General features: G+C 44.2%; 12 protein-coding genes. 10 read left to right on the top strand and 2 right to left on the bottom strand.

All coding sequences use genetic code 11. The features are described 5' to 3' along the window. Positions 1-93: 93 nt before the first annotated feature. Entirely contained in the window at positions 94-564 is a 471-nt protein-coding gene (locus DW173_RS20345; protein WP_008022615.1) for a GNAT family N-acetyltransferase, read from the bottom strand. Positions 565-584: 20 nt separating this feature from the next. After that, the gene (gene purT / locus DW173_RS20340) at positions 585-1,751 is read right to left on the bottom strand and encodes a formate-dependent phosphoribosylglycinamide formyltransferase (protein WP_008022613.1); all 1,167 of its coding nucleotides are present in this window, start codon (positions 1,749-1,751) and stop codon (positions 585-587) included. Positions 1,752-2,533: 782 nt separating this feature from the next. Here purT and atpD point away from each other — a divergent pair. The 10 genes from atpD to DW173_RS20290 all read left to right on the top strand — a co-directional run bounded on the left by atpD (position 2,534) and on the right by DW173_RS20290 (position 12,197). After that, the gene (atpD, locus tag DW173_RS20335; RefSeq protein ID WP_120145111.1) at positions 2,534-4,051 is read left to right on the top strand and encodes a F0F1 ATP synthase subunit beta; all 1,518 of its coding nucleotides are present in this window, start codon (positions 2,534-2,536) and stop codon (positions 4,049-4,051) included. A gap of 12 nt (positions 4,052-4,063) precedes the next feature. After that, positions 4,064-4,309: an ATP synthase F1 subunit epsilon gene (gene atpC, locus DW173_RS20330; protein ID WP_004315304.1), complete on the top strand. Its 246-nt coding sequence runs from the start codon at positions 4,064-4,066 to the stop codon at positions 4,307-4,309. An 80-nt stretch (positions 4,310-4,389) separates the two neighbouring features. Further along, positions 4,390-4,824 carry a hypothetical protein gene (locus DW173_RS20325; RefSeq protein ID WP_009039527.1) on the top strand — a complete coding sequence of 145 codons (435 nt, stop codon included), beginning with the start codon at positions 4,390-4,392 and terminating at the stop codon, positions 4,822-4,824. Beyond that, on the top strand, positions 4,808-5,947 hold the full coding sequence (gene atpB, locus DW173_RS20320; protein WP_117683836.1) for a F0F1 ATP synthase subunit A: 1,140 nt from the start codon (positions 4,808-4,810) through the stop codon (positions 5,945-5,947). Before DW173_RS20325 ends, atpB begins: the two co-directional genes overlap by 17 nt. Positions 5,948-6,058: 111 nt before the next feature. Further along, positions 6,059-6,316 (top strand): ATP synthase F0 subunit C, encoded by a 258-nt coding sequence (gene atpE / locus DW173_RS20315; RefSeq protein ID WP_004295758.1) that lies wholly within the window; start codon positions 6,059-6,061, stop codon positions 6,314-6,316. A gap of 121 nt (positions 6,317-6,437) precedes the next feature. Further along, complete coding sequence (gene atpF / locus DW173_RS20310) at positions 6,438-6,941, top strand: F0F1 ATP synthase subunit B (RefSeq protein WP_087321168.1); 504 nt, start codon at positions 6,438-6,440, stop codon at positions 6,939-6,941. Positions 6,942-6,946: 5 nt separating this feature from the next. Next, a complete protein-coding gene (locus DW173_RS20305) occupies positions 6,947-7,507 on the top strand; it encodes a F0F1 ATP synthase subunit delta (RefSeq protein WP_008022606.1) in 561 nt (186 codons plus the stop codon). Next, a complete protein-coding gene (atpA, locus tag DW173_RS20300) occupies positions 7,507-9,090 on the top strand; it encodes a F0F1 ATP synthase subunit alpha (protein ID WP_004315299.1) in 1,584 nt (527 codons plus the stop codon). Before DW173_RS20305 ends, atpA begins: the two co-directional genes overlap by 1 nt. Positions 9,091-9,203: 113 nt before the next feature. Beyond that, complete coding sequence (locus DW173_RS20295) at positions 9,204-10,100, top strand: F0F1 ATP synthase subunit gamma (RefSeq protein ID WP_120145110.1); 897 nt, start codon at positions 9,204-9,206, stop codon at positions 10,098-10,100. 153 nt (positions 10,101-10,253) lie between these two features. Further along, positions 10,254-12,197, top strand: a complete 1,944-nt coding sequence (locus tag DW173_RS20290; RefSeq protein ID WP_008639992.1) for an LruC domain-containing protein — start codon at positions 10,254-10,256, stop codon at positions 12,195-12,197. The last annotated feature ends 222 nt before the right edge of the window (positions 12,198-12,419 follow it).

Below are 12,419 nucleotides of genomic sequence, written 5' to 3'. Positions count from 1 at the left end.
GTTGGAGTTTTTTGTCAATAGAATAAGTTTTCTCTTCGTCAGTAAGTGAGACTGATTCTATGTCTTTGCATTTTAGATGTGAAACGATATAGATTAATAGAGTTTTTTGCTCATCTTATAATTGGTGAGACGCATTTGATTAGCTTTTCGTTTTTGTTCTTCATCAACCTGAAAACCTTGTTTCTCGAAAAACGGTTTTGCCGTGATGCTAACCTCCGATGTTAATCTTTTCGCACCTCTTTCTCGTGCGTATGCTTCGAGATATTTATACAAAGATGTCGCAATGCCTTGATGCTGAAAGTCCTTATGGACAAACAGCGTGTGCATATATCCGTCATCGTTGACAGAGCCGAAGCCTACAATCACACCTTCTTCATTTTCTGCAACCACATAATGTTGCTCTTCGAAAAGCTCACCCCAATGTGATGTATCGTCTCCGCACGAAGCCCAGTCTGCTACTTCTTCGGCTGTATAATCTTTTCGGTTCACAGTCAGAACTGTGTGCTGATATAGCTCTTGTAGTGCTGGAATATCAGACAGGTTTACTTGGCGGATTCTATTCATCTTATCTCTAAATTTCTTATTTAGTAAACTTCTACTTTCTCTGCAATTCTCTTAGCCTTGTCGCGCAACGCATCCAAATCAGCATCGAGCGTAGCATAGCAAAGCACCACACCCATACGACGGTTGACGCGTGTAAACGGTTTGCCGAATATACGTAGATAGGTATCTTCTTCTTTGGTCACTTCTTCCAGTCCACGATATTGAGGGCGTTCCTGACTGGCAATCGGAGAGAGGATGACGGCACTTGCGCCTATCCGTTCTTGCTTGATGCCCGGAATAGGCAGACCGAGCACGGCACGTAGGTGCAATTCAAATTCATTCAGATTTTGTGTTCCTGCCAAAGTCACCATGCCGGTATCGTGCGGACGTGGAGAAAGTTCGGAGAAATAGACTCCGTTTTCATGGCTTAGGAAGAACTCAACTCCCCAAAGTCCTGCGCCTGTCAGCGCGCGGGTTACTTTTTCTGCCATCTCTTCCGCTTCTTTCAAATGAGCAGGATCGATGTGTGCAGGCTGGAAACTTTCGCGATAGTCGCCACCTTTCTGCACGTGTCCGATAGGGGGGCAGAACAGGGTGGGGCCGTTCTTTTGAGTAACGGTGAGCAGGGTGATTTCGCTGTCGAATTTGATAAATTCTTCAATGATAAGTTCGCGGATATCGCCACGGCTTCCGCTGCATCCGTATTCCCAGGCGTGTTCAAGTTCGTCGGCACTCTTCACCAGCGACTGTCCTTTACCGGAGGATGACATCAACGGTTTAACGACACAAGGGAAACCGATTTTAGCGGCAGCTTCTTTCAGTTCGTCCAATGTTTTGGCGTAGAAGTATTTGGCTGTTTTCAGTCCGAGCTCTTTGGCGGCAAGGTCGCGGATAGCTTTACGATTCATCGTGAAGTTCACGGCACGGGCGCTGGGCACTACCTGTATGCCTTCTTTTTCGAAGTCATACAAACGTTCTGTGCGGATCGCTTCAATCTCCGGAACGATAATGTCCGGCTGGTGTTTCTTTACGACACGCTCCAGTTCTTCACCGTTCAGCATATCGAATACTTCAAATTCATCAGCCACTTGCATAGCAGGTGCTCCCGCGTATGAGTCGCAGGCAATGATGTGTTGACCTTTACGTTGAGCTGAAATTACAAATTCTTTTCCTAGTTCTCCGGAACCGAGTAACAGTATTTTCTTCATCATTTTGAGTGTTTTATATTAGTGGTGCAAAATTACAGCAAAAAAATGAGATAATAATTGTATAGGCGTTGATTATATTTCTCTTTTATATAAATAAGGAATAGTCTTCTATATAATATAAGGTGCAATGTAAATCCTGCATGAAAAACTTTCGTGCAGGATTTGGTGTTTTCTTTAGTTGAAAAGCGTATCCTTGAAAAAGACAACCAGAACCTCCTGAAAATTGCTGTGAATTTTAGTGCGGAGACGCGAAATATAGAGAAATGGATCGTAGAAAAATAGAAAATACGGCTTTAAACTTTCTTAAGGAAAACATGAAAAAACAGCGTTCGCTGTGTTCGAGCACAAAACTAGTTGTCTGTGCTACTATTTTGTATTACGGCTAAATCCTTGATTTAAAACAAAGAGAAAGGAAACTGGACACGGAAATCCGGTTTATTGATAGATTATTATCCTAAAACTAATTTTGCTGTTGATTTGTAATAGAAATTTGTCCGAATTGGTCAATTTGTAGTCTTTACAGGTCTAATAAGTGTTATCGAACGACAAATTATAAAAAAGGAGTAACAATGATACAGAATTGTTTCTACATTTGTGCAGTTGTTTCTTTAACTATTTCTAGTGGTAGAAGTTTCTAGGATATAGAAAATAGTTGAACAAAAAATTAATTCAACTGTTTATTATAATATTGAAATTAGGTAAAACGCGAAAATGTTTATCCCTTATCATATTATAAGGTCAAAAAGGAGAGAAAAGAATAATATAAATAAAAGAGATTGCTTATGTCACAGATTATCGGACATATCTCGCAGGTCATCGGCCCTGTGGTCGATGTGTACTTTGAAGGTACGGATGCGGAACTGGTGCTGCCAAGCATCCACGATGCACTGGAGATAAAGAGGCCAAACGGCAAAATACTGGTTGTAGAAGTTCAGCAACATATCGGCGAAAATACGGTGCGTACCGTAGCAATGGATAGTACCGACGGACTTCAGAGAGGCATGAAAGTGTATCCCACCGGAGGCCCGATCACTATGCCGATAGGCGAACAGATTAAAGGACGACTGATGAACGTAGTCGGTGATTCGATCGACGGTATGAAAGGACTCAACCGCGACGGTGCGTATTCCATTCACCGGGACCCCCCTAAATTTGAGGATTTGACAACTGTGCAAGAGGTGCTCTTCACGGGTATCAAAGTGATCGACCTGCTCGAACCGTATGCCAAAGGTGGTAAAATCGGTTTGTTCGGCGGCGCCGGTGTGGGAAAAACCGTATTGATCCAGGAACTTATCAATAATATCGCCAAGAAACATAACGGATTCTCCGTATTTGCCGGAGTAGGTGAACGTACCCGTGAAGGTAACGACTTGCTGCGCGAAATGATCGAATCCGGCGTTATCCGCTACGGCGAAGCATTCAAGGAAAGCATGGAGAAAGGTCACTGGGATCTTTCGAAAGTAGATTATAACGAACTGGAGAAATCGCAAGTGTCGCTGATTTTCGGCCAGATGAACGAACCTCCGGGCGCACGTGCTTCTGTGGCACTGTCCGGACTGACGGTAGCGGAATCTTTCCGCGACGCCGGTAAAGAAGGTGAGAAACGCGATATCCTGTTCTTTATCGATAATATCTTCCGTTTCACGCAAGCAGGTTCGGAAGTGTCCGCCCTTTTGGGACGTATGCCCTCCGCCGTTGGTTACCAGCCTACGCTGGCCACGGAAATGGGTGCGATGCAGGAACGTATCACGTCTACCCGCAAAGGTTCTATCACCTCCGTACAAGCGGTGTATGTGCCTGCCGATGACTTGACCGACCCGGCTCCTGCAACGACTTTCAGCCACTTGGACGCAACTACCGTACTCGACCGTAAGATCACCGAGTTGGGTATCTATCCGGCTGTCGACCCGTTGGCATCTACGTCACGTATCCTCGACCCGCACATTGTAGGCCAGGAACATTACGACATAGCGCAACGCGTAAAACAAATCTTGCAGCGTAACAAGGAATTGCAGGATATTATCTCTATCCTCGGTATGGAAGAACTCTCGGAAGAAGACAAGATGGTAGTGAACCGCGCCCGCCGTGTGCAGCGTTTCCTTTCGCAACCGTTTGCCGTAGCCGAACAGTTTACAGGTGTTCCGGGTGTGATGGTGGGTATTGAAGATACCATCAATGGATTCAAGATGATTCTGGACGGAGAAGTGGATTATCTTCCCGAACAGGCTTTCCTGAATGTCGGCACGATTGAGGAAGCAATAGAGAAAGGTAAGAAATTGCTGGAACAGGCGAAAAAATAAAAATATAGAGTGATGAAAGAACTGCATTTGAGTATAGTATCGCCCGAAAAGAGCATATTCGACGGAGATGTGAAGATTGTCACATTGCCGGGCATGATCGGTTCGTTTTCTATTCTGCCGGGGCATGCGCCCATTGTATCGTCGCTGAAAGCGGGAACGTTGAGTTATACGACGATGGAGGGAGAAGAGCACACGATGGATATTCAGGGCGGTTTTGTTGAAATGAGTGACGGCACGGTTTCTGCCTGTGTTTCCTGACGGAAGCCTTCCGGCACAAAGACCAAGTATCTAAAGATTGAAAAAAACGAGATAATAACCTTACAGAAAAACACAGTAACATGATGAATATTAGTAAAACTAAACGGAACTTTATCTGTTGGCATACCTTATTTGCAGTGATTAGTGCGGCGCTCGGAGCTGTTATCCTACACTTCGCTCTGCCGGGGCATTATTTCGGAGGGTATCCGTTTATACCGGTTTATTTTTACTTCTTCGGGTTGGCCAGCATCTATATGTTCGACGCTTGCCGGCGGCACGCTCCGCAGAGATTGTTACTGTTGTATTTGGCAATGAAGATGATAAAGATGATTCTTTCGCTGATTCTGGTCTTGATTTATTGCCTTGCTGTACGCGAAGAAGCCAAAGCTTTTTTACTGACGTTTATCTCGTTCTATTTGATATATCTGATATTCGAAACCTGGTTTTTCTTCTCTTTTGAGATGAACCAGAAACGGAAAAAGAAAAATAAGAAGAAACATGAAACAGTTGCATAACATAGTAGCTCCGTTGATTCTGTTCTGCCTGATGGCAGCGGTCAGTTTGCCGGTTCTTGCGCAAGAGCAAGAGGGGGAAGCGGTGGCGCAGCAGACGCAGGACGAAATTACTCCGAAGGAGGAACAGGAGAACACGGTTGATGTGAAAGAAATTGTGTTCGGTCATATCGGCGACTCCTACGAATGGCATATTACAACATGGGGTAACACGCATATTACTATACCGTTACCTATTATTGTTTATAGTAGCACTTCAGGTTGGCACACGTTCCTTTCTTCCCGTCTCGAAGAGAATGGAGGTACGTATGAAGGACTTTCCATCGCTCCCGCAGGAAGCAAGTATGAAGGCAAACTGGTAGAGTATGACGCCGCAGGCGAACAGGTTCGCCCCTGGGATATCTCCATTACGAAAGTGACGTTTGCCTTGTTGTTCAACAGCGTATTGTTGCTCGTTATCGTGTTGTGCGTGGCACACTGGTACAGGAAGCGTCCGCAAGGAGCCAAAGCACCGGGAGGATTTATCGGATTCATGGAGATGTTCATCATGATGGTGAACGACGACATCATCAAGAGTTGTGTCGGACCCAACTACCGGAAGTTCGCGCCATATCTGCTGACAGCGTTCTTTTTCATCTTTATCAATAACATGATGGGATTGATTCCGTTCTTCCCCGGAGGCGCGAATGTGACGGGAAATATCGCTATCACGATGGTGCTGGCGGTCTGCACGTTCCTTGCAGTCAATATCTTCGGTACGAAACATTACTGGAAAGATATTTTCTGGCCCGATGTACCTTGGTGGCTGAAAGTGCCTGTGCCGATGATGCCGTTCATCGAGTTCTTCGGAATCTTTACGAAACCGTTTGCTTTGATGATCCGTCTTTTTGCCAATATGCTGGCCGGACACATGGCGATGCTGGTGCTCACCTGCCTGATCTTTATCTCGGCAAGCATGGGGCCTGCGCTGAACGGCACGCTCACGGTGGCTTCCGTATTGTTCAACATCTTTATGAATGCGCTTGAACTGCTGGTGGCTTTCATCCAGGCTTACGTATTTACGATGTTGTCGGCAGTGTTTATCGGACTGGCACAGGAAGGAGCCAAAGTGAAAACAGAAGAATAATCAATGAAACGCGGTGAAAACGTGACTGAACGAATACGGAATAAACGCGCGGAATGAGGAATTAAATAATAAAAACAAGAGAAAATATAAACCATTTTAAAACTGAAAATTATGTTACTATCAGTATTGTTACAAGCCACTGCAGCAGCAGTAGGAGTTAGTAAATTAGGTGCAGCTATCGGTGCAGGTCTTGCAGTAATCGGAGCTGGTTTGGGTATTGGTAAGATTGGTGGTTCGGCAATGGAAGCTATCGCACGCCAGCCGGAAGCATCGGGAGACATTCGTATGAACATGATTATCGCCGCCGCCTTGATTGAAGGTGTGGCCCTGTTGGCGGTAGTAGTTTGTCTGTTGGTGTTCTTCCTCTAATCAGGTATATAACAAGCGAATTTCGCAGGCGTAAAACCCTGTTTCTAAATGGGGGAGATCCTCATGCAATGGGCAGCCGCGAAATCGTAAATTGTAAATCGTAAAATCGTAAATAAAGATTATGTCATTACTATTACCTGATAGTGGCCTGCTGTTCTGGATGTTTCTCTCATTCGGGATTGTGTTCGTGATATTGGCGAAATACGGCTTCCCCGTCATCATCAAGATGGTGGAAGGCCGTAAGACCTATATCGACCAGTCTTTGGAGGTGGCGAGGGAAGCTAATGCCCAGTTGTCTAAACTGAAACAAGAAGGCGACGCATTGGTGGCAGCCGCCAACAAAGAGCAAGGACGCATCTTGAGGGAAGCAATGGAAGAACGTGACAAGATTGTTCACGAGGCCCGTAAACAAGCCGAAATTGCCGCACAAAAAGAACTTGATGCGGTGAAACAACAAATCCAGATGGAGAAAGACGAAGCAATCCGCGACATCCGTCGCCAGGTGGCCGTGCTTTCTGTTGACATCGCCGAGAAAGTGCTCCGTAAGAGTCTTGAGGACAAGGATGTACAGATGGGCATGATCGACCGCATGCTGGATGAAGTACTAACCCCGAATAAGAACTAAGGAAGATGGAAGTCGGAATACTCTCAATGCGTTATGCAAAAGCTATCATTGAATACGCACAGGAAAAAGGTCTGGAAGACAGGTTGTATCAGGAGTTTCTGACCCTGTCGCACAGCTTTTGTGAACAGCCCGGTCTGCGCGAAGCGCTTGATAATCCCGTCATCACGACCAAGGAAAAGTTGGCGTTAGTCTGCACAGCTGCCGATGGTGACGGTAAATCGACCAGAGAGTTTGTCCAATTTATCACTTTGGTACTGCGAAACAGGCGTGAAGGCTATCTGCAATTTATCAGCCTGATGTATCTGGATCTCTACCGGAAGTTGAAACATATTGGCGTAGGAAAGCTGATTACAGCCGTTCCTGTCAATAAGGAAACAGAAGACCGGATCCGGTCGGCTGCCGCACATATCCTGCATGCTCAGATGGAGCTGGAAACGGTGATAGATCCTTCTATCGAAGGTGGGTTTATCTTTGATATCAACGACTATCGGTTGGATGCAAGCGTTGCCACGCAGTTGAAGCGAGTGAAACAACAATTTATTGATAAGAATAGGAGAATTGTATAATGTCTGAAAATATAAGAGTAAGCGAAGTATCCGATATATTGCGCAAGCAGCTCGAAGGAATCAATGCCAATGTGCAACTTGACGAAATCGGTACGGTGCTCCAGGTGAGTGACGGCGTAGTGCGTATCTATGGACTACGGAACGCCGAGGCCAATGAATTGCTGGAGTTTGACAATGGTATCAAAGCAATCGTGATGAACCTCGAAGAGGACAACGTGGGTGCTGTACTGTTGGGCCCGACGGACAAAATCAAAGAAGGATTCGTCGTGAAGCGTACCAAACGTATCGCCTCCATCCGTGTAGGAGAGGGCATGCTGGGACGTGTGATTGACCCGCTGGGCGAACCGCTCGACGGCAAAGGATTGATTGGCGGCGAACTGTATGATATGCCTTTGGAACGGAAAGCTCCGGGAGTAATCTATCGTCAGCCTGTGAACCAGCCGTTGCAGACCGGATTGAAGGCTGTGGACGCCATGATTCCTATCGGCCGCGGACAGCGTGAGTTGATTATCGGCGACCGCCAGACGGGAAAGACTGCCATTGCGATTGATACGATTATCAACCAACGCACTAACTTCCTGGCAGGCGACCCTGTATATTGTATCTATGTAGCTATCGGTCAGAAGGGTTCTACCGTTGCTTCTATCGTTAATACGCTTCGTGAGTATGGAGCGCTGGACTACACGGTGGTTGTAGCTGCCACGGCTGGTGACCCGGCTGCGTTGCAGTATTACGCTCCGTTTGCAGGTGCTGCCATCGGCGAGTATTTCCGTGATACCGGCCGTCATGCGTTGGTGGTTTATGATGACCTTTCCAAACAGGCGGTGGCTTATCGTGAGGTTTCGCTGATTCTTCGCCGTCCGTCCGGTCGTGAGGCTTATCCGGGTGATATCTTCTATCTGCACTCCCGTCTGTTGGAACGTGCTGCCAAGATTATCAGTCAGGAAGAAGTGGCACGCGAAATGAACGATCTCCCGGAAAGTCTGAAGGGGATTGTGAAAGGTGGCGGCTCGCTCACAGCATTGCCTATCATCGAAACGCAAGCAGGTGACGTATCGGCTTATATCCCGACGAACGTGATTTCTATCACCGACGGACAGATATTCCTTGAGACTGACTTGTTCAACCAGGGTACGCGTCCGGCTATCAACGTCGGTATCTCCGTATCCCGTGTAGGTGGTAACGCGCAGATTAAGGCTATGAAGAAGGTGGCCGGAACATTGAAGATTGACCAGGCGCAATATCGCGAGTTGGAAGCCTTCTCTAAGTTCAGCAGCGACATGGACCCGATTACTGCCCTGACTATTGATAAAGGACGTAAGAACGGACAATTATTGATTCAACCGCAATACAGCCCGATGCCCGTAGAGCAGCAGATTGCTATCCTCTACTGTGGTACGCACGGACTTCTACATGATGTCCCATTGGATAAGGTGCAGGACTTTGAACGCAGTTTCATCGAATCTCTGCAACTGAACCACCAGGAGGATGTATTGGACATACTGAAAACGGGCGTGATCGACGATAACGTGATTAAAGCTATCGAAGAGACTGCCGCTATGGTGGCGAAACAGTACTTATAATAGTGATTAGTTGGTTAGTGATAAGTGATTAGCTTACTGTCACCAACCACTAACCGCCAATTATTAATCACTATCACCAACTATTAATAATTAACCACTAACCACTAAAAAAAATGGCTTCACTGAAAGAAGTAAAAACCAGAATAAATTCGGTAAAAAGTACCCGAAAAATCACTTCAGCAATGAAGATGGTGGCTTCTGCCAAATTACACAAGGCACAAGGAGCCATTGAGAATATGCTGCCTTATCAGAAGAAGTTGAACAAGATTCTGACCAACTTCCTAAGCGCTGACCTGCCCATCGAATCTCCTTATGTGCAGGAGCGTGAAGTGAAACGTGTAGCAATCGTCGTCTTTTCTTCAAACACTTCTCTTTGTGGTGCTTTCAACGCCAACGTCATCAAAATGATGATGCAAACGATCGGAGAGTTCCGCACCCTGGGACAGGATAATATCTTGATATTCTCAATTGGCAAGAAGGTGGATGAAGCGGTCAAACGAATGGGATTCAAACCGCAGGAGACTTCTCCGACGCTCTCCGACAAACCGACGTATCAGGAGGCTGCCGAATTGGCTCACCGACTAATGGATATGTATGTGGCAGGAGAAGTAGACCGCGTGGAAATAATCTATCATCACTTCAAGTCAATGGGGGTACAGATTCTTCTCCGGGAGACGTATCTCCCCATTGATATGACGAATGTGGTAAGTGAAGAGGACAGAATGAATAAGGAGGAGGTAGAGGAGCATGAAATTGCCAATGATTATATCATCGAACCGAACGCGGAAGAATTGATCGCCAGCTTAATACCAACAGTATTGAGCCAGAAGATTTTTACCGCTGCCGTCGACTCTAATGCATCGGAACATGCTGCACGTACCCTAGCTATGCAAGTGGCTACGGACAATGCAAACGAGCTGATTCAGGATTTGACAAAGCAGTACAATAAGAGTCGTCAGCAAGCAATTACGAATGAGTTGCTGGATATTGTAGGGGGGACAATGAAATAGATTCCAAGGATTAATAACAATATTTTTTGATTCGGTATCCCATTTTTAAGATAAGCCTTAAAAATGGGATATTTGTATATATATTTGTGGCATAATTAGGCTTGATTATGGGTTTATGCCTAGACAAAACAAACTTAAAAATATATATAGATTATGAGAATTAAGCATTTATTGAACTTTTTCGTTGCAACGGTATTTATCGGTGTGGCAGTAGGATGTGCAGAAAAGGATTTGTATGATCCTAATTATGGGAAAGAACCTGTAAAAGGTCCTGAAGAATATTTTGGATTCGAAACACGTGGAGATGTGTCGCTTGATGTGAATTATGCATTACCCGGATTTGCGGCTCTTATTGAAGTCTATGACATTGATCCGATGGAAATTGTGGATAATACACCTGTAAAAAAACAAGGAGTGGAAGCTTTATTCAAGATTTACACAGATGAAAGCGGAAAGTTTAATGGAAAGATGAATATTCCCACTTCTGTAAAATCGATATACCTATATACGGAAAGTTGGGGATTGCCAAGGTGTATGCCATTGGAAATAAAGGATGGTATGGTTAGTTTTGATATGTCAAATATAGGAGCTTCTACTGTAAAAGCAAAAAATAATACACGGTCTTATGGTTTTCAAGGGACGGTTCCTTATGTCTTGAATGGAAATAATAAACTATATTCCTTATGTAAATGGGGAGAGGGAGGAAGTCTTGACAGTAAATATATGTCATTTGAAGAGAACGTTGGTGATGAAACGGTTGGAAGTTTGACGCAACGTTTGAAGAATTTCTTTAATCCTGATGGAATAGCGAATGTTGATAATATGAATTTAGTCACCCAATCCAGAACTACAAATATTACGGTAACACAAGATGGGACTGCATTGGATGTTATTTTCCTGAATCGGGATGCCATGTATAATAATTCGTTCGGGTATTATTATTATAAAACATCTAAGGAACCTGATATGCGCGGAATGTCAGATATGAAGAAGTATATCATATTTCCAAATGTTTCTTTCTCTGTATATGGAGGTCAGTTGCCTATTTTGAAATGTGGCAGTAAAGTACGTTTGCTCTATTTTGATGAACAAGGTAATGCTAAAGAGGAATTTCCAGCCGGTTATACGGTAGGATGGTTTATGTATGCTGATGGATATAATCAGAGTGAGAATGAAATTGATATAACAAAACAAGTTGCATCAGGTTTCTCTAATTTATTAGCTTCTAATCAGGTGTTGGGACAGCAGCGACAGAATTTTGTATCTGTAAAGGACGAGACAAGCGGCAAGGTTATTATCGGAGTAGAAGATGGGGCAAATAATAGTTATTGTGATCTTTTATTCTATGTAAATGCATCAAAAACTATTGAGGAACCCAATGACAGACCTGTTATAACTCCGGATGATGGAAATGAACCAGAAAAACCGGATGTAACTGAAACGAAGACCGGTACATTAGCTTTTGAAGATATATGGCCTGGCGGTGGAGATTATGATATGAATGACGTAATCGTAGAATATAATCGTGCCGTATCTTTTGATAAAAAGAACCAGGTAACTAAAATTGTAGATACATTTACTCCTGTACATGATGGTGCAGTGTTTGCGAATGCTTTTGCTTATCAGGTAGATAAGGGACAATTCGGTAAAATGACTTTTTCCGCTACTACGGAAGGGATACATACGGAATCTGCAACATCTTCTATTATTGTTTGTCCGAATGTGAAGCAAGCTATTCAAAAGGTATATACTATAACCCGTGAATTTACAGGCGGTTCTTTCAATAAGAAAGATTTAAAGTCATATAATCCTTATATCATAGTGAAGTATGCCGAAGGGCAAAAAGGTCGTACAGAAGTGCATCTGCCTAAGCATGAGGCAACATCTCTTGCGGACTTGTCTTTAGCAGGTACTCAAAAGGATGCTTATTACATAGATAAAGAAGGAGCTTATCCGTTTGCTATTGATATTCCTATCTTGAACTTTATTTCAGTAACTGAAAAAAAGAGTATTGATACCGAATATCCTAACTTTAAAGCTTGGGCAGATTCTAAAGGAGAAAAATATACGGATTGGTATAACAATCATGTAAATTAACTCTCAAAGCATATAACACAACATTTGGTGTTTTTATTGTTCTCTCGTCCCGGTCGTTATTTAATGAAAACGACCGGGACTTTCTTTTATCCGATTGCTTCTCATCTCTACCAGAAAAAGTTTGCTACTTTTATTTCAATCTCTATATAGTTTTCTGTACCTTTGCACAAAACGTGCGACAAGAGGTCTCACAAGTAATTGTTCAGCATCATGTCTGAACCT

This window comes from Bacteroides sp. AM16-13, from assembly GCF_003602705.1.
GTDB lineage: Bacteria > Bacteroidota > Bacteroidia > Bacteroidales > Bacteroidaceae > Bacteroides > Bacteroides xylanisolvens.
This window is presented reverse-complemented; position numbering and strand designations above follow the sequence as displayed.

Excerpts from the sequence above, each read along its gene's own strand:
- atpE (WP_004295758.1), top strand. The coding sequence starts at position 6,059 with ATGTTACTATCAGTATTGTTACAAGCCACTGCAGCAGCAGTAGGAGTT.
- DW173_RS20295 (WP_120145110.1), top strand. The coding sequence starts at position 9,204 with ATGGCTTCACTGAAAGAAGTAAAAACCAGAATAAATTCGGTAAAAAGT.
- purT (WP_008022613.1), bottom strand. The coding sequence starts at position 1,751 with ATGAAGAAAATACTGTTACTCGGTTCCGGAGAACTAGGAAAAGAATTT.
- atpB (WP_117683836.1), top strand. The coding sequence starts at position 4,808 with ATGAAACAGTTGCATAACATAGTAGCTCCGTTGATTCTGTTCTGCCTG.
- atpA (WP_004315299.1), top strand. The coding sequence starts at position 7,507 with ATGTCTGAAAATATAAGAGTAAGCGAAGTATCCGATATATTGCGCAAG.
- DW173_RS20325 (WP_009039527.1), top strand. The coding sequence starts at position 4,390 with ATGATGAATATTAGTAAAACTAAACGGAACTTTATCTGTTGGCATACC.
- atpD (WP_120145111.1), top strand. The coding sequence starts at position 2,534 with ATGTCACAGATTATCGGACATATCTCGCAGGTCATCGGCCCTGTGGTC.
- DW173_RS20345 (WP_008022615.1), bottom strand. The coding sequence starts at position 564 with ATGAATAGAATCCGCCAAGTAAACCTGTCTGATATTCCAGCACTACAA.
- atpF (WP_087321168.1), top strand. The coding sequence starts at position 6,438 with ATGTCATTACTATTACCTGATAGTGGCCTGCTGTTCTGGATGTTTCTC.
- DW173_RS20290 (WP_008639992.1), top strand. The coding sequence starts at position 10,254 with ATGAGAATTAAGCATTTATTGAACTTTTTCGTTGCAACGGTATTTATC.
- DW173_RS20305 (WP_008022606.1), top strand. The coding sequence starts at position 6,947 with ATGGAAGTCGGAATACTCTCAATGCGTTATGCAAAAGCTATCATTGAA.
- atpC (WP_004315304.1), top strand. The coding sequence starts at position 4,064 with ATGAAAGAACTGCATTTGAGTATAGTATCGCCCGAAAAGAGCATATTC.